We start from the raw sequence: 18273 nt of genomic DNA, 5'->3' as shown, positions 1-18273 counted from the left end.
AACGAAATTGTCGATGGGAAAGTTCGTGACCGCCTCCGCCGACAGTCACTTCAAAGTACAGGAACAACTAGGAACAAAGAGCGATGCATGCCGACGAGGTCGACGCGCGAAACACCCTGTTTTGACGACGGGCATTCACCCGCAGCGAAACACTTTCCCAAACCTGGGTTCCGGCGACGGCGTGCCGTGCCAAAAGCCTGATATCGTCTGGGCAATAACCGTCACGCTCCATGACCGTCAGAATGATCGGGTCATGCAGCAGATCTTCAAGTGTCAATTCGTGATGGTCATCCATAGTCGCCTCCGTCCGTGACCATTTCGACATTAGGCACCATAGCTCCGAACCATGACGGCCAAATGGCGCTCCCATGACAGGAGCAGGGTATTTTCGGGAACTGCGCAAAACCTCACCACCTCGTGGGCGTATTAACCGCACAGGCCGCCCGCCGCCTCAAATCAATTTACCGAGACGGCAACCTTTCCTTTTGTATTCAATGCGTTAAGCCAACTGCACGAACCGGTTCGGCCACACCGGAGCACCCGCGCTACCAACTGACGCGCGCTTGCGGCATGCCATACATCAGGCGCGAGAACTCATCGCCGGTGACATGAACCAGCGTCCGGTGGTCGCCGCCTTCGAAATAGATGTCGCTGCCGCGGCGCAGTTGCTCGTCGATCACGCAGGCAACGCGATAGGGCACGCCCAGGATCGGCACCGCACCTTCGTCGCAATCGGGAAACAGCGAGCTTGCTTCGTCCTCGGTCGCCAGCCGCACCTTGTCGCCAATGATCTCGCGCATGCGGGCCAGGTCGACATGGCGCGAAGCCGGCAGCACGACGAGCACATAGCCGTCCTCCCACTTCAACACCACGCCCTTGGCAATCGCGTTGCCGGGCACGTGGGTGGCTTGCGCCGTCATCATCGAGCAACCGGTGCGCGAATGCTTGGCGGCATCGTAGCGGATGTGGTTGTCTTCAAGATATTCTTGCATTGTCAATGAGATAGCCATGACAACTCCCTTTTCGCGGTAACATCGCGTCACTGCGGCCGGTATGGTGAGGGCGGGGCACTGTCTGCCGCGCGGCGAAGCCTGGCCGCATCATCGCCAGCTCATTGTCGATATGCCTGCTGGCCGCATCTTCCAACCCCGTTGGGGGCATTCTCAGCGTGCCGAAACGATACATCCGAAGCCCTTGTCCAGCAAGGATTTTGGCCGCACGCCGCCGTTTCAGGCAGCGTGCGGCCATTATTCAATCGACCGCTCTGACCTGCTCGTCCCAGGTCTTCACCTTGGTCTCACCATTGAGGAAAGGAAGCGTAGTCTGCGCCAGTTCAGGCGCGAAGAAGACATCGTAGTGGGTGCGGTTGGGAATGATCGCCAGACGGTTCTGCGACATGTTCTCGCGCATCCAGCCGGCGTCCTTCAGCCCGCCGCCAAGCAACTGGTAGAATTTCACGATGTGCTCGGGGCGGTACATGTCGGCGTCGCCATAGACCAGCATGACCGGCATCTTCAGTGTCTTGACGTCATCGGCCCAATCATAAGGCTTGCGCATCCACTCGCCCATCTTGTCGAGCAGTTCAGGAAAGTCCTCGACCTTCGGTGCCACCGCCGCATAGGCCTGGTACATCGGCGTTTGCTTCATCACGTCTGCCATGCCGGCACCGACCTGCGCCTGCATCGGCAACATCTCGGGGTAGAAGCCGTCCTGGGCATAACCGGCCGACACCAGCGCCAGTCGACGGACGACGTCAGGGTGCTGCACCGCAAGGCGGAAGGCCACGCCCGCGCCCATCGAATAGCCCATCGCATCGACCTTGCCATAGCCCAATTGCTTCACCAGACCGGCCATGTCGTCGCCCATATCGATCAGGCTCATCTTGCGATCAGTAAGTGCGGTGCGGCCATGGCCATAAAGGTCGACCGCGATCACCTGCCGGTTTTTCGACAGTGCACGCAGCACCGGACCGAACATGTCGATCGCGCCCAATCCGCCATGCAGCAAAAGCAACGGCTCGCCCGTGCCGCTGATCTCGTAGTAGTAATTCACGCCATTGACCTCGGCATAACCTGCCTTGACGTCTGTTTTGGTGGTTTTCGTCGTGTCGGCCATTGCCGTTCCTCCAGTGACAACTGCGAAGGCAACCGCCGCCAGCATGGTGATGAAACTGCGCTTGTTCATGTCCTCGTCCCTTTTCGCTCAGAACCTTCCGGCCCCTTGCCTCTAGGACGAACGGAAACTTGCCATGCCGACAGCGTTGGATAATTTTTCCACGGGATGAGGGAATTTCGAGCGTGCGAAGGATTGGGACGCCGAAGGTTTGCTTTGTAACGCACTGTCGCGCGACCAAATTGGCTCCTGCTTGTCAGGAAGTCTGTCAGCAACCAACGTGGACAGCCGTGCGCGTTTTTCCACGCCCTCGAAACCCGTTTTATCATTCTCCTCGCGATCTTCCACGGGACTCCGGTGCGCACCGGGTGTCGGAGGGAAGCGCCGGTGCCGGGCTGGTGGGAGGTCGGTTCTCCCGCTGGGTGATGAGCCCCCAAGCCCGGGCCTTGCGGCGGCTGGCGGTGCGACAAGCACTGAGGCGACTGAGCGGGGCAAGAACACCGGGCGGGGCGCGAAGGTTCGCGCCACTATCAAACTATCGGAAGGCTCGGCCTCGCGCCCCGCTTCCCGAGTTCCTCATCCTGAGCTTGTCGAAGGATGAGCTTGTCGAAGGATGAGGTCGAAGGATGACAATGGCCAGGCGCGAAAGCGAGCGTGGCGGTAAATAAGTGTGGCCTTCTCCCCGCTCACGGGGAGAAGGGAATGCTTCAGATCGTCTTCGCCAGCGCCTCGAGCTGGTCGGCGCACTGGCCCCAGCCTTCCTGGAAACCCATCTTCTCGTGCGCGTCGCGGTCTTCGAGCGACCAATGCCTGGCGATGGCGGTGTATTTGGTCTTGCCAGCACCTGCATCCTCGAAGGTCAGCACAACCGTCATGAACGGCTTTTCAAACGGCGCCCACGCCTCGGTATAGGCGTCGGTGAAGACCAACTTCTCGTTCGGCACGACTTCGAGATAGACGCCGGAATTGGGATAGTCCACGCCTTCGGGACTGCGCATGGTGATGAAGCTGGTGCCACCGGCGCGGACGTCGAGCTTGGCGCTTGGCGTCGTCCAGGGCAGCGGCGCGAACCATTTCGGCAGAAGTTGAGCGTCGGTCCAGCAGCGATAGACCTTTTCGCGCGGCGCATTGATGATGCGGGTGAGCACCAGTTCGCGGTCCTTGACCGGGACGGCGGTGGCAGTTGCGGTCATTCGTCTTCTCCTCGTTGAAGTCGGCTTTCGGACCTAGGACGAGCAAGGTGAAGCGATCCCGACAGGCGGCAGCGAAAAAAACGAGCTAGTGCTTGCGCGCCTGCACGAGATAGGAATCGATCGACGTCTCGCCCAGCCACCTGGCCGCTTCTAGCCGATGCAGGCCCTCGACAAGCACGTAGCGCTTGCCGTCATGGCGCACCTGGATCGGCGTCTTCATGCCGTTCTCGACGATGTCCTCGGCCAGATGCCGCACGGTTTCGGGATGCAGCGTCTTCTTGCGCGCAGCGGGCACATAGATGTCTTTGAGCGGTATTTTCTGAACTCTGAGCATGATGGCTTCCGGCTGTGGAAGTACAGCTTCACCTAGATAGGACGTACCATCACGCTGGCCAAGGCAGCCAGTACGGAAGCCGTTGTCAGATCTTTTTCTTGGCGGCGCGGCGCTTGGCGTCGTCGATCATCATGTTGGCGAGTTGCATGCGCACCATCGCACGCTGGCGCAGATGCGGGGCCACGCGGTCGGGATGATTGGCGAGCGCAAAGATGCGGCGCAGTTTGGCCAGATCGGCGGGCTGGACCTCGGCGAGGCCGAGCTCGGCGGCAATCGCATCGGGGTCGATCGACGGCGCCTCGGGCTCTTCGACAGCCGCCGCCTTGGCCTTGACCATGTCGAGCAACGAAACGAACTCGTCTTCCAGCGCAGCGCCGGCCTCGCGATATTCCGCGGCAACCGCCTCGCCGGCAACGCGAATACGGCCCGAATGCAACTCGTCGGCAACCGCCAGATAGTCGAAGGGGATGGACGGTGCGGGCGCAATCTCGCCAGGCTCCGATGCGACGAACAAATCGTCGAGCAACGAAGCGAAGTCGCGATTGGTCTCGGTGCCCATGCAAGCCCCTCCGAACGAAAACGCATGATACGCAAAAACTGGCCGGACCATAATGATGCCAGGTTAAAATTCGCTTCGAAGCTTCGGCAGAATCTTACAAAATTCCGCTGCCCGAAGATGTCGCGCTGCATGGCTGCCATGCCTATGCTGCACTGCACAATCACCATGGAATCACTTATATCTATTGTCGGGAGGAACAACCGGAGCCTGAGTTATGGGTTTCTACACTGAATTGTTCGCCCGCCCTCGCCCCAAGGAGCAGGCCCGCTATCGGGCGGCACTTGCCTTGCTGAATGCGATGAACAGCGCCGACCGCGCCGACATCGGCATCAAGCCAGCGGATTTTCCTCGCATTGCCCGCGAGATGTCGACGCGCCAAGCCTAATTGTCCGCGCGTCACCGCGCCGCCGCAATCGCTGATGCATGATTGCGGCAGGCAGGAGATTCGCAATGAGGACGTATTCAATCCCCACAGCTTCGGCGCTCGTTCTAACGGGCCTCTCGTGCCTTCACGCCCTGGCTGCTGAAACGCCCTATCTCGACGACCGATCCGACGCGGCCGCTGTCGTGCGCTCGCTCTACAATGCGGTGAACCGACAGGAATATGGCCGCGCCTGGGACTATTTCGGCGAAACCAAGCCGGCCAAGGATTTCGAGACCTTCGTCAAGGGTTACGAAGCGACCGGGCGCGTCGACGTCGAAACCGGCGCAGTCAGTTCCGAAGGTGCGGCCGGCAGTATCTTCTACAACGTGCCCGTCGCCATTCGTGCCGTCGGCAAGGATGGCAGCGAAAAGATTTTCGCCGGCTGCTACACCGCGCGTCAGGTCAACGGCTCTATCCAGGAGCCGCCGTTTACGCCGATCCAGCTCGACAAGGGCACGCTCAAGCCGGCCGAAGGCACGCTTGCCGACGCGCTGCCCAAGCAATGCGGCGACGCGCCGCCCGTCGAAACCGACGCGGTATTCGACCTTGCCAGGAAGACATTCGCGGCCAGCCATCAGGCCCAATGCGACACCGCCAAAGAAAGCGATGACGCAGCATTAAGCTACAAGATTTCTTACCACAACAAGACGGACGCCGCCGACGCAGCACCCAGCCAAGCCAGGCTGTTCCGCTTTTTTTGCCAGATGGGCGCCTATAACAAGACCCACGTCTATTATCTCTGGAACGAAGCCGACGGCCTGACCGAGCAGCATTTCGCCACGCCCGAACTCGATATCCATTACGAAAACGACAATTCCGAAGGCAAGCTCGAAAGCGTCGCCATCATCGGCTATCGCTCCGAAGGCGCGCTGGTCAATTCGTCATTTGACGAAACGACCATGACGATCCTGTCGCACAACAAGTGGCGTGGCGTCGGCGACGCTTCGTCTGGTGGAACCTGGATTTTCCGCGACGGCGCGTTTGCGCTGATCCAATACGACGTCGACGCGTCCTATGACGGCGAGATCAACCCCGAGACCTTGCTCGACTACAACACCGGGCCATAAGTTTCATTTCTGAGCCAGCATCCAGTTGAGCGTGTCGCGCCAGTCGGTCATGCGAATCGGGGTGCCATGCGTGCCGGTTTCGAAACGTACGAAGCGCGCGGGATAGTTCGGCTTCTTGGCAAGGATCGAGCGAAAGAAAGCCTCTTGCTTGTCGATGGGGAAGACCGGGTCCTTGCTGCCCTGGCCGAAGAAAACAGCTACTTTCGCAGCGAATGCCGGCGAGGTCAGGAACCCGTCGTCCCACAACGAGCCGAGCAGAATCAGGCCGCTCAATTGCTTGGCCGCCTTGGCGTCGCGGGCCAGCCCCCAGCACAATGCCCCGCCCATAGAACCGCAGGCAACGATCACTTTCGCGCCGGGCGATTGGGCTGCGTAGTGATCGATGAGGGCAGCTATCTGGGCCACGCCCTTGTCGCCGAAGTCGGAAAAATCGGGCGACAGGTAAAGCCCGCCATTGGCGACCATAAGGTTCTTGATGCGGTTGAAATTGCCGCCGAAGGTGAAGTCGTCGACGCCTTGCTTGCGGCTGCCACCCTGGCCGTGAAGGTATAGCACGATGAGCGAAGCGCCCTCGGTCTTGCCGACCGCCACATGCTTGATGTTGCCTTCGTCGGTCCTGAGCACCAAATCCTGCTGCATCTTGCGCACGCCAGTGTCGACATATTTGGCCTGCGCACGCCGCTCGGGGATTTGATCGCGCCCGTTAATGTCGCGCATCTCGCGGTAGTCGACGACACGATAGCTGTCTCCCTCGGACGACAGGATGGCCGGATAGGCGAAGAGGTCGTCCTTGTGGGGCGCGAGGGTCTGCGCGTGGGCCGACGCCGCAAATGTCGCGAGGACGAACGGCAACACCGATCGCTGAAGCATTCGAGAAAGCGCCACGTGTCGTCCCCTGTTGTGCGGCAATGACTGCGTGCTGACAGGGCAACCTGTCAACCGCGCAAAGACATGTCGCAGGCATCAGCCCTGCAGAACCCCGCCCGCTGTTTCAAGGGCGTCGGGCGTATCGACATCTACAGCAGCGCCTTTGCCAATTTCGACATCGATGACATCCACGCCTTCGGACTCGACAATATGGCGGGCTCCGGTGTCGCCTTCGAGGTGGGCGACAGCTGGGAACAAGGCGCGAGGCAAAATAACCGGGTTGCCGCGCTTGCCGTCATGGGTGGCGCGAACAACGGCGCGGGCGTCGGCGCGTTCGAAGGCGTCAATCAGCCGATCGAGGTCGGCGGCGAGTACCTCGGGCATGTCGCCAAGCACGATGAGTGCGCCAGCCGCATCTTCGGGCAGTGCCGCAACGCCCGTCTTGAGCGAACTGGCGAGACCGGTGGCGAAATCGGCGTTGTGAGCGACCGGAATGTCGAGACCGGCAAGCACCTCGCGAATGCGTGGGGCCTGATGGCCTGTGACAACGACAGTGCTTTCGGCCTTCGAGGCCAGTACGCGCTCGGCCGTACGGCGCACCAGCGGCTTGCCCTGGAATAGGGCCATCAGCTTGTTGGGCCCACCCATGCGGCTGGAGCGCCCCGCTGCGAGCAGTACGGCGTGCACCTTCGGGACAGGCGGAACGGCAGACAGGTCGCGCGGCTGTGGCCGTGTCGGGATTTCCATCAACAGGCCACCGACGCCCATGCCACCAATGTCGGCGGCAGTCACTTTGAGCCCTGACATCAGCCGGTCGAGCACCCAGTCGAAACCGTTCTCCTTGGGGCTGCGAGCACACCCAGGCGCGCCGATGACCGCCGTAGTTCCGATATGGCCAAGCACCAGAAGATTGCCCGGGTCGACTGGCATGCCGGAGCGGACGACAGTGCCGCCGGCGGCCCGGACCGCAGCCGGGATGACATCGTCGAAATCGCTGAGCGCGGACGCACCGAAGATCACCACCATGTCGTGGTCGCGGGCAAGTAACTTGGCGGCTTCGGCCACTTCGGACGTTTCATGCGCCGTCCGCCGCTCGGCGGTCAGCCGGCTGCCAGAGCGTGCCAGCCGCTGCTCGGTCAGCCGGGTCGTCTTGTCAAGGACGCTTGGCTTGACGCTGGGCAGCATTGTCTGGATGACGCCAACGCGCTTGGGCACGAACGGATTGACGGCAAAGATTTCGCGTGCGGCACATAGCTCGGTTGCCTGGCGCACAAGATGACCCGCAACAGCGAAGGGAATGATCTTGACCGTCGCGACCATCTGGCCCTTTTCGACGGTGGCATGCTGGGCGAGCGTGGCGACGGTGATCGACGGGTCGATGGCGTTGATGGCGTCGATGAGCCCAGCATCAACGGTAAAGACGCCGGCTTCCAGCGCATGGAGGTTGACCCGGCCCGTCGCCGCAGGCTTCACCTCGACGTGGCGGTGGTGCATGATTGCCGCGATCGCTTCGGCGGCCTGGTCTTCGCCGAGGTCGCCCGGTTCCAGCACCGCAACGACGATTTCTTTCAAACCTGCGGCAGCGAGGATGGCAATATCCTCGGCGGCGAGCACGTGTGCCTTGCGGTAGCGATGGTCGCCGGCACTTGTAGAATGCGCGAGCACCGCACCTTCAGCCTGCCCAACGGCTATCGCGCCAAATTTCACGCCGCCTCGCTTTTCGCCTTGGCGCCAAGCCCGCGTGACCGGAACGCGGCAATGACCTGTGCGAGCACCGCAACGGCAATCTCTGCCGGATTTGCAGCGCCGATATCGAGACCGATCGGCGCATTGATGCGCTCGATCTGTTCGGGTGTCGCGCCCATGCCGAGAAGACGTTCGACGCGCTTGGCATGCGTTTTTCGGCTGCCTAGAGCGCCAATGTAAAAGCACTCGGCGTCCAGTGCAGCCTTGAGCGCGAAGTCGTCGATCTTGGGATCATGGGTCACCGCCGCCAGTGCCGCATAACGGTCGAGCGGGCAATGCTTCAACACATCCTCCGGCCATTCGGCGTGGAGGGTCACGTCAGGAAAACGATCGTCGCTGGCAAAGGCCGTGCGGGGATCAATGATCTCCAGCGGAAAACCGGCAATCCTGGCCATCGGCGCCAGTGCCTGGCTGATATGCACGGCACCGATCACCACAAGTCGCGGCTGTGGCAGGTGCACATTGAGGAAGAACTGACGACCTTCCGCCTCTGCAGTACCGGAAAGACCGGTGCGGAACGCCTTGGCCAGTGCGGCACCTAAATCTCCGGCGACCACATCGCCCTCCTTGACCACACGGTCGCGGCCGTCGCCCATGTCGGTGACGAGGATGGCCGCCCGGCGCGCGCGGCGCTCGGCATTCAACGTCTTCAGCGCGAAAGGATCCATCGGCTCAACCCAATCGCTCGACATACACCCGAATGCGACCACCGCAGGACAGACCAACCTGCCACGCCGTTTCGTCGGCGACGCCGAAATCGAGCATCTTCGGTTTGCCGCTCTCGATCACGTCAAGCGCTTCGGAAATGACCGCACCTTCGACGCAACCACCCGAGACCGAACCGTGGAAGGTGCCTTCAGCGTCAATGACGAGATGGCTGCCGACGGGACGCGGCGCCGAGCCCCAGGTCTCGACCACCGTTGCGATCGCGACGTCCTTGCCGTCTTTCATCCAGTTCTCCGCGATGATCAGCGGATCGCGGGCTTCATCGAGAAATCTGCTTGGCATAGAACCTCCTTCACGACCTTACGCCGCGCGGCGCTGGCCGTCGATCATCCACAATCTGGGGTCGCTGCTGCGCGAAGCCGGCGCGCCAAGCGATGCGCAGAGATCGCCTAGCGCGTTGAGATTATGTACCGGGCGGAACTCGTCGACATACGGCAGCATGGCGCGAACGCCACGCGCACGGGCCTCGAAACCATCGAAACGCAAGAGCGGGTTGAGCCAGATTAGCCTGCGACACGACTTCTTGAGCCGCTCCATCTCTTCGGAGAGACCGGCGACATCGTCGCGCTCGAGCCCGTCGGTGATGAGCAGCACGACTGCGCCCTGCCCCAGAACGCGGCGCGACCACAGCCGGTTGAACTCGCCAAACGTGTCACCGATCCGCGTGCCGCCTGACCAATCCTTGACCACGGCAGAACAGTCGGCAAGTGCCGCATCGGGGTCACGGTGGCGCATCTGTCGCGTCAGATTGGTGAGCCTGGTGCCAAAGACGAAGGTATGTACGCGCCGCCGTTTTTCCGTCAGTGCATGCAAAAAATGCAGGAAGATGCGGGTGTACTGGCTCATCGAGCCGGAAATGTCGGCGAGCACCACCAAAGGCGGATGTACCTCCCGGGGCGAGCGGAACTTCGGCAGGATCAACTGGCCGCCGGTGCGGGCGGCCGCCCGCATCATGGCGCGCGGATCGACCTTGCCGCCATGGGGATCGGGCTTGAAACGGCGGGTGCGCACGGTGTCGAAGGGCAAGCGCAATGCGCCGATCTCGCGACGCGCCTCCGAAATCTCGCGGGCCGTCATCTGCGCGAAGTCCTTGGCGCGCAGCATCTCGTTGCCCGACACCGTGAAACGCGCATCGACCTCGATCTCGGGGATCTCGCGCGGTGGCTGGCTCTTTTGGTGGCCTTCGAACATCGCCTGGCTGACACGGTTTTCGGCGGCGCGAGGTTTCTGTTTCTCGCGGTGGTCGGGTGCGACGGGCGAAAACATCGCCAGCAACTTTTCGATCAGCTCGCGCGACTTCCAAAACAGCCTGAACGCCTCGTCGAAAGTGGCGTGGTCCTCATGCCGGCTAACCAGCACGGCATGCAGGGTCCAGTAAAAATCGTCGCGCGAGCCGATGCCGGCTGCAAGCACCGCCTCGATGGCATCCTTGACCGAGGCCGGGCCGACACGCATGCCGGCCTTGCGCAAAGCGCGGGCGAAATAGACGATGTTGTCGCCGATGCGGCCGTCAGGCGTTGCAAACCGAGGATCCGATCGGAACGCGTCCATCTCTACTCCGCTGCTGAAAGCTCCGCCTTCACCTCGTTGAGGATGCGGCGGCCTTCGCCCTGTTCGATGCGCGCAATGTCGTCCTGGTATTTGAGCAGCACGCCAATCGTGTCCGAAATCGTCTCGGGATCGAGCGCGACCTTGTCCAACTCGGTCAGTGCCGAGGCCCAGTCGATGGTTTCAGCGACGCCGGGCACCTTGAACAGCTCGATCTCGCGGAGCCTCTGGATGAAACGCACAACCTCCTGGGAAAGCCGCTGATTGGCCTGCGGCACCTTGCGGCGAACTATCTCCAGCTCACGTTCGGCATTGGGATAATCGACCCAATGATAAAGGCAGCGCCGCTTCAAGGCGTCGTGGATTTCGCGGGTGCGGTTGGTGGTGATGATGACGATCGGCGGCTCTTCGGCCTTGATCGTGCCGAGTTCGGGCACCGTCACCTGATAATCGGAGAGAATTTCGAGCAGAAACGCTTCAAAAGCCTCGTCGGTGCGATCGAGTTCGTCGATCAGGAAGATGGGGGCTGCGCCGGCCTTGCCGGTCAGCGCATCGAGCACCGGGCGGCGGATCAGGTATTTTTCGGAAAAGACGTTTCTTTCCATATCGGAGCGATCGACCTTGCCGGTCGCCTCCTCCATGCGGATCTCGATCATCTGCGCGGCGTAATTCCACTCATAGACTGCGGAGGAGACGTCGAGGCCTTCGTAGCATTGCAGGCGGATCAGCCGCCGGCCGAGCGCGCTCGCCAGGACCTTGGCGATCTCGGTCTTGCCGACGCCGGCCTCGCCTTCGAGAAACAGCGGCCGGTTCATGCGCAGGGAAAGAAACAGCACCGTCGCCAACGCGCGGTCGGCGACATAGTCCGCGCCGGTCAGCAGATCGAGCGTCTCGTCGATCGTTTGGGGGATGGGACGAGGCGTTCGGTCGGTCATGGCGTTTCCGGAAAGACGGTCTACAGCACGTGGTAGCTGCGTCCGTGATAGATCAGCGGGCGAAGGTTATCGCCGATGCGAAGGCCTGTCACCTTGCCAAACATGACACGATGGGTGGCCATCTCCTTGCTGTCGACCAGTTCGCAATCGAACACCGCGACCGCGCCGATGAGGGCTGGGGCGCCTGACGAAAGGACTTCCCACTCGCCAAGCGCGAATCGCTGTTCGGGCGCAAGACCGGTGACGCCGGAAAAGGCGACTGCGAGCGGCTCATGGCGAGCGGCCAGCGTGTTGAGGGCAAAATTGCCATTCTCCATGAAGGCGTCGTTCTTGGGGTTTTCTCGGTTGACGCAGACAAGCACCATTGGCGGGCTGTCGGACACCGAACAGGCGGCGATCACGGTGGCGCCACGCTTGCCGGCAACGCCGTCGGTGGTGACCAGATGAACGGCGCCGGCAAAATGGCTCATCGCATCGCGATAGGCCTGCGGCCCGACTTCAAACTTCTTCAGCACCGGATTTTCCTGCAATGAACCATTTGCGCTATATATGGCCGTATAGATCAGGTCACAAGCAAACACGTTCTAGGCAAGTGGGCCACAAGCACGTTGCGCTTGTGCGGGACAGGCAGTACGGCAGTGATAACGCGCTAAATTCCTGCGCGTGGAGGTTTCTCGGACCGAATGCGATCCGCAACTGCAATCATCGCCGCACTGGCCGCATCGCTTCTGGCGCTGGCCGCCCAAGCCGAGCCGCTGAAGGTCGGCGTGGCGGCCCCCTTGTCGGGCCCCTCGGCCGTGGTCGGCGATCAGATCAAGGCCGGTGCGATGCTTGCAGCGGAACGCCTGGGGGTATCGCTCGAGATCATCGATGACCGCTGCACCACCGAAGGCGGAGCAATAGCAGCGCAAGGCTTCGTCGACGCCCAGGTGGCGGTTGCCACCGGCTTTCTCTGCACCGAATCGATCGAAGCCGCCCTGCCCGTGCTCAAGGATGCCCAGATCCCTGTCATATCAGTGGGCGTGCGCACCGACAGCCTGACCGATCGGCGCGACAAGACCGGTTGGCAGATATTTCGTCTCGGGCCGCGCGGTGACAATGAGCGCGAAGCGGCGGCTTCCCTGCTGACGCGGCTATGGAACGACGAGTTGTTCGCCATCGTCGATGACGGCACCATTTACGGCCGCGAGTTGGCCGAAAGCTTCCGGGCAAGTGTCGAGCAGGCCGGGCTGAAGCCGGTGTTCGTCGACACCTACCGGCCGCAACTCGACAACCAGGTGGCGCTCGTTGCCCGCCTGCGCAAGGCAGGCGCGACGCATGTATTCGTCGGCGGAGACGGTGAGGACATCGCCGTGATGGGCCGCGATGCGGCCACGCTTGGCGATGGCATGGTGTTTGCGGGGGGCGAAACGCTTCGCGTCGCCGACCGAGCGGTGCCGCCCGCCGAGGGCACGCTGATGGTCGCTCCCCCCGAATGGTCCGATCTCGCCAATTCGGACGTACTGTCCGCCTTCGAAGCGCAAAAGCTGATACCCGACGGCTACTCCCTGCCCGCCTATGCCGCGGTGGAAATTGCCCGCGCCGCGGCGGAACTTGCCACATCGAGCGGAACGCCTGTCACCGAAGTACTGGCAAGGCAAGAATTCGATACGGCTATCGGCAAGATCCGTTTCAATGCCAAGGGCGACCTCACGGAAAACCCATATCGGCTGTTCCGCTTCGACGGCTCGAACTACGTGCCATTAGAGACGCAATAATGTTGAAGCCGGCATGCTGAAATCTGGACCGCTGAACCTCATTACCGACGTTGCCGGCCTGCGGGTCGGTAATGCCGCTGACGACAAGGTGAAGTCGGGCGTGACAGTCGTCTTGTGCGACACGCCGGCAACGGCCGCGGTGCAAGTGCTGGGCGGCGCGCCGGGAACACGAGAGACCGACCTGCTTGAAGCGCACAATACGGTCGAAACCGTCAATGCGGTGGTGCTTTCAGGCGGCTCGGCCTTCGGCCTCGACGCGGCATCGGGCGTTCAGGCAGCCTTGCGGGAGAAAGGCGTCGGCTTTGCCGTGCGCGACCAGATCATTCCCATCGTGCCGGCGGCGATCCTGTTCGACATGCTCAATGGCGGCGACAAGGATTGGGGCCGCTATCCGCCCTACCGTGAGCTTGGCTACGATGCCGTACAGGCCGCCGACCGCGATTTTGCCCTTGGCACGGTGGGTGCCGGCACAGGGGCGCTGACGGCGGGGCTCAAGGGCGGTCTTGGCTCGGCTTCGACAGTGCTGCCAAATGGCGTGACTGTCGGCGCGCTGGTTGCGGTCAACGCCACCGGGTCAGTCACTGTCGGCCGCTCCAGGCATTTCTGGGCGGCGCCATTCGAACTCGACGGTGAGTTCGCCGGTCTGGGTTACCCCTCGCCGCTGCCCGACGACGCTGCCCGCGTGTTCAAGAAGTACGAGGAAGCAAACAGCGCCGCCGCCAACACCACGATTGCGGTGATCGCCACCGACGCGGTTTTGAGCAAGGCGGCAGGAAAGCGGCTGGCGATATCGGCCCATGACGGCTTCACCCGCGCGATTTGGCCGGTACACACGCCTTTTGATGGCGACCTGGTGTTTGCACTGGCGACGGGAACGAGCGGCATCACGGTCGGACAGGAGGATGTCGTCGACTTCTTCGCCGCCGCCGCCTCGACCATGGCAAGGGCGATCGCACGCGGCGTGCATCAGGCGACGGCGGTTCCAGGCGACACGATGCCGGTATGGTCGAGCCGCAAGGGTTGACCCAAAACCCTTTATTGACGCTATCTTAGCGCTTTCGCCTGACAAACTGAATCAATCGGGTTCGAGAGGGATTGCCGTGAGATTGATCAAGCTTCTTTGCCTCGCAGGCCTGTCGTTGTTTGCCACTTCGCAACTGGCCCACGCCGGCGACGCGGCTGAACTCAACATTCTCGGTTTCAGCGCCGACGGCAAGATTTTCGGCTTCGAGGAGTTCGGCATCCAGGATGGCTCGGGCTTTGCGTATGCGAATCGCTTCTACATCGACACCGAAACCGACAAGTTCATGCCCGACACACCGGTGCGCGTGCAGATGGAGGACGAAAGCGTCGGCCTGCAGGTAGCACGCGATGAGGCGCGGACGCGTGGCGAGAAAGTCATCAAGGACGAAGTGCTGGCCGCCAATCGAGGCCGTCTCGCAGGTTTCAACGCAGTGACCGAAATCAGCGCCGATCCGTACAAGATGGTTGTCAATCCTCGCCCGGTGTTCCCACCCATCGACCCGCAGCTCGAATTCCGGCTTGAAGAGATTTCGCTCGGCGAGATCGAGCGCTGCCCGGGCATCGGCCCGGTCAAGGGCTTCAAGCTGGTGCATGTCGGCGACGGCGGCAAAACCGATGTGCTTCAGGAAGACAAGGACGTGCCGCTTAGTCGCGGCTGCCCGACCGGCTACCGCATCGGCGGCGTGCAGACCTTCTTCGGCGAAGGCGGCGCGATGACTTATGCCGTGCTCATCACCGTCATCCGCCACGGCTTTGAAGGACCCGACCATCGCTGGATAGCGGTGACCGGCCGGACGTGAATGACGAAGCGTCGATGACCGCCGGCGCAAGCCTGCCTAAAGATTCGAGCGCGCCGCCTGCCAGTGGCAAGCTGCGCCAGGCATTGCCTTCGCTGCGCCTCGCTCTGGCTGGCTCAGTTGTGTGGGGCCTTGCGATGGGGGCAAGCGCACTTTTCGTGCTTTTGCTCGACCGTTGGGAAACACCGGTTGGCGTCCGAATTGTCGTGCTGTTGTTCGCGCTCGGCGGGGCTGCCGCCTTCCCGATCGGCTGGACGCTGGCAAGACTGCTTTCGCTGGGACGCCGGGGCGAGACGGCCTTCGCCGCCGCTTTCGTGTCATTTGCCACGGCAACCATCGGCCTGACCGCCCTGCTCTATGCCCTGCAGTATCGCAGCTACTATGCCGAGTGGCATGAGGCACCCTTCACCATCACCTGGGCGTTCCAGTTCGTCTTTACCGGGCTTGTCGCGCTCTATCAGTTTGCCGTTTTGGGCCTACGACTCTATTTTCCCGGCGGATTTATCGCCCTTTTCGCCGCAGCACTGTGGTTTGCTAGCCGTTCGCGTTGAGCATTGGGCCCACCTCTGTTAGGGGAGCCGCAACGAAACCTCAGCTGGACGAGCCCTGCCATGATCCCTCGCTATTCCCGGCCCGAGATGGTTGCCATCTGGTCTCCCGAAACCCGGTTCCGCATCTGGTTCGAGATCGAGGCCCATGCCTGCGACGCGCTGGCCGAGATCGGCGTGATCCCCAAGGAAGCAGCCAAGACGATCTGGGAAAAGGGTGGCGCTGCCACCTTCGACGTCGAGCGCATCGACGAAATCGAGCGCGTCACCAAGCATGACGTGATCGCTTTCCTGACGCATCTGGCTGAGTTCGTCGGCCCGGATTCGCGCTTCATCCACCAAGGCATGACCTCTTCGGATGTGCTCGACACATGCCTTTCCGTGCAGCTTGTGCGCGCGAGCGACATCCTGCTCGCCGACCTCGACGCGCTTTTGGCGGCGCTCAAGCGCCGCGCCTTCGAGCACAAGGACACCGTCACCATCGGCCGCAGCCACGGCATCCACGCCGAGCCGACCACCTTCGGCGTCAAGCTGGCGCTGGCCTTCGCCGAATTCACCCGCTGCCGCGAGCGCCTGGTGCATGCCCGCGAAGACATCGCCACCTGCGCCATCTCGGGCGCCGTCGGCACCTTCGCCAATATCGACCCGCGCGTCGAGGAGCATGTCGCGGCCAAGCTTGGCCTCAAGCCCGAGCCGGTATCGACGCAGGTCATCCCGCGCGACCGCCACGCCATGTTCTTCGCCACGCTCGGTGTTATCGCCTCGTCGATCGAGCGCGTCGCCACTGAAATCCGCCATTTGCAGCGCACCGAGGTGCTGGAAGCGGAAGAATATTTCTCACCGGGCCAGAAGGGCTCGTCGGCGATGCCGCATAAGCGCAACCCGGTGCTGACCGAAAACCTGACCGGCCTTGCCCGCATGGTCCGCTCCTATGCGGCACCGGCGATGGAGAACGTTGCGCTGTGGCACGAGCGCGACATCTCGCATTCCTCGGTCGAACGCATGATCGGCCCGGATGCCACTGTCACCCTCGACTTCGCGCTGGCGCGCCTCACCAATGTCATCGACAAGCTCGTCGTCTATCCCGACAATATGCTCAAGAACATGAACAAGTTCCGTGGGCTGGTGCACTCGCAGCGCGTTCTGCTGGCGCTCACCCAGGCAGGCGTATCCCGCGAGGACGCTTACCGGCTGGTCCAGCGCAACGCCATGAAGGTGTGGGAAGAAGGCAAGGATTTCCTTGAGGAACTTTTGGCCGACAAGGAGGTGACCGCCGCCTTGCCGGAGAGCGAAATCCGAGAGAAATTCGACCTCGGCTATCATACCAAGCACGTCGACACGATCTTCAAGCGGGTATTTGGGTAGCCTGATCCTGGAACCATTGAAGCGATCCGACGTTACTGTTCCGATTTGAACAATTGGAGCAGAAGATGGCGGATCCGAATGTCGTGGTCGTGAATGGCGGCAAGGCCGGCTGGTTTTTGGCCGGAGCCCTGGCAATTGCTGCACTGATTGGTGGCTATCTCTACTATGATGGGTACTTCGACCAACAGAAGAGCATTGAACTGAAGATCGACGTTCCGAAGCTTGAGCTCGAAGGGAAGTAGCCGAACGAAGCTCCAAATCAAAAAGACCCGCGCAGCAATGCGCGGGTCTTTTTTGCGTTATCAGGCTCGACGGTGCCGCATCGCTTGCTCCGGCTAGCCGGGCCATATGAGGGACAGTTGCGCTGTCAGCCCGCGAAGGCATCCATCAGGATGAAGGTCGGGTCCTGCCGCTGATGCTTGTTGATCAGCGGAACCAGGCGCGTGAAATGCTCGGTCTGGCAATGGATGTCCAGGGCCGCGCGATCAGGCCATTCCTCGATGAAGACGAAGTGGCCTGGGTCCTTCTGGTTCACGAAGAGGTCGTAGGAGATGCAGAGCGGCTCGAGCTTGGTCTTTTCGACGAGCTCCGCATAGAGCGGCAGCACGGTCTCTATGAACTCGGGCTTTATGAAATCCTGAGCTATGACTTTCAGCATGGAGGGGCCCCGCAATGGCATCGGAACTGCCGACACGGCAGGCCCATTGGCATCGCGCATAACACAAGCGACCGCCAAACCCTGTCAGGATGGATTGTCACGTCCCGGCTGCCCAAGGCTACTCGCCGAAAGCGGGAGCGAATTTCAATGCACCGCTCGGAGCCGGTCCACGCAGAACCAGCCGCTGGACGTATCGGACGTCAACGTCGCCATCTGTCAATCGGCCGTCGCTGACGAAACCAGCATGGCTGTAGACTTCTGGGTTGCCGATCAGCGCACAGCCGCTTGCGCCACGCTCGCCCAGCATCGTCAGGCCGGCCGCAATCAGCGTCTTGCCTATGCCTTGACGCTGCCGCTCGGGTTTCACCGAGATCGGCCCGAGTCCGAACCAGCCATCATGCCGGCCGTCGATCGAGACGGGCGAGAACGCCACGTGCCCGACAATCTCGCCGTCGTCCTCAGCTACCAGTGAGATCGTCAGAACGCTATCGGCACGCAGCCGCCTGATGATGTCCGCTTCAGTTCCGGCGCTGTAGGGCATCGGCCTGAAGGCGATCCACGTGAGTTCGTGGATCGCATCGTGGTCGGCGGGTGTTTCGGGCCGGATCAACATT

General features: G+C 61.8%; 24 protein-coding genes. 8 read left to right on the top strand and 16 right to left on the bottom strand.

Annotated features, from left to right (window positions below; genetic code table 11):
• Positions 1–67 precede the first annotated feature (67 nt).
• From C8K44_RS17025 to C8K44_RS17000, 7 genes are all read right to left on the bottom strand, one after another.
• Positions 68–295, bottom strand: a complete 228-nt coding sequence (locus C8K44_RS17025; protein WP_109576982.1) for a hypothetical protein — start codon at positions 293–295, stop codon at positions 68–70.
• Between the two features lie 250 nt (positions 296–545).
• Entirely contained in the window at positions 546–1010 is a 465-nt protein-coding gene (locus tag C8K44_RS17020; RefSeq protein WP_199227120.1) for a YbaK/EbsC family protein, read from the bottom strand.
• A gap of 241 nt (positions 1011–1251) precedes the next feature.
• Positions 1252–2184, bottom strand: a complete 933-nt coding sequence (locus tag C8K44_RS17015) for an alpha/beta hydrolase (RefSeq protein ID WP_109576980.1) — start codon at positions 2182–2184, stop codon at positions 1252–1254.
• A 42-nt stretch (positions 2185–2226) separates the two neighbouring features.
• Positions 2227–2460, bottom strand: coding sequence for a hypothetical protein (locus C8K44_RS27320; protein WP_146203952.1), 234 nt, complete (start codon positions 2458–2460; stop codon positions 2227–2229).
• 359 nt (positions 2461–2819) lie between these two features.
• Positions 2820–3305, bottom strand: coding sequence for an SRPBCC family protein (locus C8K44_RS17010; protein WP_109576979.1), 486 nt, complete (start codon positions 3303–3305; stop codon positions 2820–2822).
• An 85-nt stretch (positions 3306–3390) separates the two neighbouring features.
• Positions 3391–3639, bottom strand: a complete 249-nt coding sequence (locus C8K44_RS17005) for a ParB N-terminal domain-containing protein (protein WP_109576978.1) — start codon at positions 3637–3639, stop codon at positions 3391–3393.
• Between the two features lie 85 nt (positions 3640–3724).
• Positions 3725–4198, bottom strand: coding sequence for a hypothetical protein (locus tag C8K44_RS17000; RefSeq protein WP_109576977.1), 474 nt, complete (start codon positions 4196–4198; stop codon positions 3725–3727).
• 214 nt (positions 4199–4412) lie between these two features.
• Between C8K44_RS17000 and C8K44_RS16995 the strand changes: the two genes are divergently transcribed.
• Together C8K44_RS16995 and C8K44_RS16990 are read left to right on the top strand one after the other, a co-directional pair.
• Entirely contained in the window at positions 4413–4583 is a 171-nt protein-coding gene (locus C8K44_RS16995; RefSeq protein ID WP_109576976.1) for a hypothetical protein, read from the top strand.
• A 65-nt stretch (positions 4584–4648) separates the two neighbouring features.
• Positions 4649–5689 carry a DUF1176 domain-containing protein gene (locus C8K44_RS16990; RefSeq protein ID WP_109576975.1) on the top strand — a complete coding sequence of 347 codons (1041 nt, stop codon included), beginning with the start codon at positions 4649–4651 and terminating at the stop codon, positions 5687–5689.
• Positions 5690–5692: 3 nt separating this feature from the next.
• Here C8K44_RS16990 and C8K44_RS16985 read toward each other — a convergent pair whose 3' ends face one another.
• The 7 genes from C8K44_RS16985 to C8K44_RS16955 form a co-directional block, all read right to left on the bottom strand.
• Positions 5693–6559: an alpha/beta fold hydrolase gene (locus C8K44_RS16985; protein WP_109576974.1), complete on the bottom strand. Its 867-nt coding sequence runs from the start codon at positions 6557–6559 to the stop codon at positions 5693–5695.
• A 93-nt stretch (positions 6560–6652) separates the two neighbouring features.
• Positions 6653–8263: a molybdopterin-binding/glycosyltransferase family 2 protein gene (locus C8K44_RS16980; RefSeq protein ID WP_109576973.1), complete on the bottom strand. Its 1611-nt coding sequence runs from the start codon at positions 8261–8263 to the stop codon at positions 6653–6655.
• Positions 8260–8970, bottom strand: coding sequence for an XdhC family protein (locus C8K44_RS16975; RefSeq protein WP_109576972.1), 711 nt, complete (start codon positions 8968–8970; stop codon positions 8260–8262). Before C8K44_RS16975 ends, C8K44_RS16980 begins: the two co-directional genes overlap by 4 nt.
• Positions 8971–8974: 4 nt before the next feature.
• Positions 8975–9310: an XdhC family protein gene (locus C8K44_RS16970; RefSeq protein WP_109576971.1), complete on the bottom strand. Its 336-nt coding sequence runs from the start codon at positions 9308–9310 to the stop codon at positions 8975–8977.
• Positions 9311–9328: 18 nt separating this feature from the next.
• A complete protein-coding gene (locus C8K44_RS16965) occupies positions 9329–10579 on the bottom strand; it encodes a VWA domain-containing protein (protein ID WP_109576970.1) in 1251 nt (416 codons plus the stop codon).
• Between the two features lie 2 nt (positions 10580–10581).
• Entirely contained in the window at positions 10582–11511 is a 930-nt protein-coding gene (locus C8K44_RS16960) for a MoxR family ATPase (protein ID WP_109576969.1), read from the bottom strand.
• A gap of 20 nt (positions 11512–11531) precedes the next feature.
• Positions 11532–12026: a flavin reductase family protein gene (locus tag C8K44_RS16955; RefSeq protein WP_109577014.1), complete on the bottom strand. Its 495-nt coding sequence runs from the start codon at positions 12024–12026 to the stop codon at positions 11532–11534.
• A 168-nt stretch (positions 12027–12194) separates the two neighbouring features.
• Between C8K44_RS16955 and C8K44_RS16950 the strand changes: the two genes are divergently transcribed.
• The 6 genes from C8K44_RS16950 to C8K44_RS27530 all read left to right on the top strand — a co-directional run bounded on the left by C8K44_RS16950 (position 12195) and on the right by C8K44_RS27530 (position 17243).
• Positions 12195–13268 (top strand): branched-chain amino acid ABC transporter substrate-binding protein, encoded by a 1074-nt coding sequence (locus C8K44_RS16950; protein WP_109576968.1) that lies wholly within the window; start codon positions 12195–12197, stop codon positions 13266–13268.
• Between the two features lie 13 nt (positions 13269–13281).
• The gene (locus C8K44_RS16945) at positions 13282–14292 is read left to right on the top strand and encodes a P1 family peptidase (RefSeq protein ID WP_109576967.1); all 1011 of its coding nucleotides are present in this window, start codon (positions 13282–13284) and stop codon (positions 14290–14292) included.
• Between the two features lie 76 nt (positions 14293–14368).
• Positions 14369–15091 (top strand): DUF2259 domain-containing protein, encoded by a 723-nt coding sequence (locus tag C8K44_RS16940; protein ID WP_109576966.1) that lies wholly within the window; start codon positions 14369–14371, stop codon positions 15089–15091.
• A gap of 14 nt (positions 15092–15105) precedes the next feature.
• Positions 15106–15639 carry a hypothetical protein gene (locus C8K44_RS16935; protein ID WP_199227119.1) on the top strand — a complete coding sequence of 178 codons (534 nt, stop codon included), beginning with the start codon at positions 15106–15108 and terminating at the stop codon, positions 15637–15639.
• Positions 15640–15699: 60 nt separating this feature from the next.
• On the top strand, positions 15700–17001 hold the full coding sequence (gene purB / locus C8K44_RS16930) for an adenylosuccinate lyase (protein WP_109576965.1): 1302 nt from the start codon (positions 15700–15702) through the stop codon (positions 16999–17001).
• Between the two features lie 65 nt (positions 17002–17066).
• The gene (locus C8K44_RS27530; RefSeq protein ID WP_158282747.1) at positions 17067–17243 is read left to right on the top strand and encodes a hypothetical protein; all 177 of its coding nucleotides are present in this window, start codon (positions 17067–17069) and stop codon (positions 17241–17243) included.
• A 125-nt stretch (positions 17244–17368) separates the two neighbouring features.
• On the opposite strand, the gene C8K44_RS16925 is transcribed toward C8K44_RS27530, so the two are convergent.
• Both C8K44_RS16925 and C8K44_RS16920 read right to left on the bottom strand, forming a co-directional pair.
• The gene (locus C8K44_RS16925) at positions 17369–17659 is read right to left on the bottom strand and encodes a putative quinol monooxygenase (RefSeq protein ID WP_109577012.1); all 291 of its coding nucleotides are present in this window, start codon (positions 17657–17659) and stop codon (positions 17369–17371) included.
• 118 nt (positions 17660–17777) lie between these two features.
• Positions 17778–18272 (bottom strand): N-acetyltransferase, encoded by a 495-nt coding sequence (locus tag C8K44_RS16920; RefSeq protein WP_109576964.1) that lies wholly within the window; start codon positions 18270–18272, stop codon positions 17778–17780.
• Position 18273 lies beyond the last annotated feature (1 nt).

The organism is Aminobacter sp. AP02, assembly GCF_003148805.1.
Lineage (GTDB): Bacteria > Pseudomonadota > Alphaproteobacteria > Rhizobiales > Rhizobiaceae > Aminobacter.
This window is presented reverse-complemented; position numbering and strand designations above follow the sequence as displayed.

Excerpts from the sequence above, each read along its gene's own strand:
- C8K44_RS17025 (WP_109576982.1), bottom strand. The coding sequence starts at position 295 with ATGGATGACCATCACGAATTGACACTTGAAGATCTGCTGCATGACCCG.
- C8K44_RS17020 (WP_199227120.1), bottom strand. The coding sequence starts at position 1,010 with ATGGCTATCTCATTGACAATGCAAGAATATCTTGAAGACAACCACATC.
- C8K44_RS17015 (WP_109576980.1), bottom strand. The coding sequence starts at position 2,184 with ATGAACAAGCGCAGTTTCATCACCATGCTGGCGGCGGTTGCCTTCGCA.
- C8K44_RS17010 (WP_109576979.1), bottom strand. The coding sequence starts at position 3,305 with ATGACCGCAACTGCCACCGCCGTCCCGGTCAAGGACCGCGAACTGGTG.
- C8K44_RS17005 (WP_109576978.1), bottom strand. The coding sequence starts at position 3,639 with ATGCTCAGAGTTCAGAAAATACCGCTCAAAGACATCTATGTGCCCGCT.
- C8K44_RS17000 (WP_109576977.1), bottom strand. The coding sequence starts at position 4,198 with ATGGGCACCGAGACCAATCGCGACTTCGCTTCGTTGCTCGACGATTTG.
- C8K44_RS16995 (WP_109576976.1), top strand. The coding sequence starts at position 4,413 with ATGGGTTTCTACACTGAATTGTTCGCCCGCCCTCGCCCCAAGGAGCAG.
- C8K44_RS16990 (WP_109576975.1), top strand. The coding sequence starts at position 4,649 with ATGAGGACGTATTCAATCCCCACAGCTTCGGCGCTCGTTCTAACGGGC.
- C8K44_RS16985 (WP_109576974.1), bottom strand. The coding sequence starts at position 6,559 with ATGCTTCAGCGATCGGTGTTGCCGTTCGTCCTCGCGACATTTGCGGCG.
- C8K44_RS16975 (WP_109576972.1), bottom strand. The coding sequence starts at position 8,970 with ATGGATCCTTTCGCGCTGAAGACGTTGAATGCCGAGCGCCGCGCGCGC.
- C8K44_RS16970 (WP_109576971.1), bottom strand. The coding sequence starts at position 9,310 with ATGCCAAGCAGATTTCTCGATGAAGCCCGCGATCCGCTGATCATCGCG.
- C8K44_RS16965 (WP_109576970.1), bottom strand. The coding sequence starts at position 10,579 with ATGGACGCGTTCCGATCGGATCCTCGGTTTGCAACGCCTGACGGCCGC.
- C8K44_RS16960 (WP_109576969.1), bottom strand. The coding sequence starts at position 11,511 with ATGACCGACCGAACGCCTCGTCCCATCCCCCAAACGATCGACGAGACG.
- C8K44_RS16950 (WP_109576968.1), top strand. The coding sequence starts at position 12,195 with ATGCGATCCGCAACTGCAATCATCGCCGCACTGGCCGCATCGCTTCTG.
- C8K44_RS16945 (WP_109576967.1), top strand. The coding sequence starts at position 13,282 with ATGCTGAAATCTGGACCGCTGAACCTCATTACCGACGTTGCCGGCCTG.
- C8K44_RS16935 (WP_199227119.1), top strand. The coding sequence starts at position 15,106 with ATGACCGCCGGCGCAAGCCTGCCTAAAGATTCGAGCGCGCCGCCTGCC.
- purB (WP_109576965.1), top strand. The coding sequence starts at position 15,700 with ATGATCCCTCGCTATTCCCGGCCCGAGATGGTTGCCATCTGGTCTCCC.
- C8K44_RS27530 (WP_158282747.1), top strand. The coding sequence starts at position 17,067 with ATGGCGGATCCGAATGTCGTGGTCGTGAATGGCGGCAAGGCCGGCTGG.
- C8K44_RS16925 (WP_109577012.1), bottom strand. The coding sequence starts at position 17,659 with ATGCTGAAAGTCATAGCTCAGGATTTCATAAAGCCCGAGTTCATAGAG.
- C8K44_RS16920 (WP_109576964.1), bottom strand. The coding sequence starts at position 18,272 with ATGTTGATCCGGCCCGAAACACCCGCCGACCACGATGCGATCCACGAA.